1 protein-coding gene is annotated in these 760 nt (G+C 64.5%); it reads left to right on the forward strand.

All coding sequences use genetic code 11. The annotated features are described in order from the left end of the window. Positions 1-64: 64 nt before the first annotated feature. A partial coding sequence (locus F8271_RS31630; protein WP_225854912.1) for a transposase occupies positions 65-760 on the forward strand: 696 nt, incomplete at its 3' end.

Consider the following 760-nt stretch of genomic DNA (forward strand, 5'->3'; position numbering starts at 1 on the left):
ACCCGACCTGCAAGGATGTGGTTGTCTACGCCATGTCCTTTGTAGAAGCGGGTGCACCTTTCTGGTGAGCAAGTCTATCGGGTGGGATGACCGGCTGTCGGTGACGGCCACAGATAAGAACCTCGTCGGTCACGCAGGGGCGGTCCTGCTGCGTAAATGCGCTGACAAAGCGGGTCTGACCAGCGGGTTGAACGTGGTGATACCCCGGGGCGAAGGCCCTGGGTGGTGGGATCGGGGAACCGTGCTGACATCCCTGGCGGTGTCGATCGCGCTCGGCGCGACCAGCGTGACCGATATCGACCTGCTGGCCCATCAGGCTCCGGTGTTCGGTGACCCACCGTCGGACAGCACGGTCCGCCGGTGTCTGACCGGCCTCGACCCGGTGACACTGGGTAAGATCGGCAAGGCTCGGGCAACAGCCCGCCGGCGGGTATGGGACCTGATCGCCGGCCGGCCGGGCGGGTTCCCCTGGCTGCTGGTCGCGGATAAACTCCTGCACGGATGGATCGTGATCGACCTGGACGCCACCCTTATCACCGCGCACTCGGATAAACAGGGCGCGGCGGTAACGTTCAAGAAAGGCTTCGGCTTCCACCCACTCGGGGCGTGGTGCGCCAACACCAGCGAATCCCTCGCCATGCTGCTGCGAGAAGGCAACGCCGGATCCAACACGGTCAGTGATCACATTCGGGTCCTCGCCGACGCGATCGAGCAGATCCCGGCGAAATACCGCCGGAAAATCCTCATCCGGGTCGACGGC

Source organism: Micromonospora sp. ALFpr18c (assembly GCF_008868155.1).
Taxonomy (GTDB): domain Bacteria; phylum Actinomycetota; class Actinomycetes; order Mycobacteriales; family Micromonosporaceae; genus Micromonospora.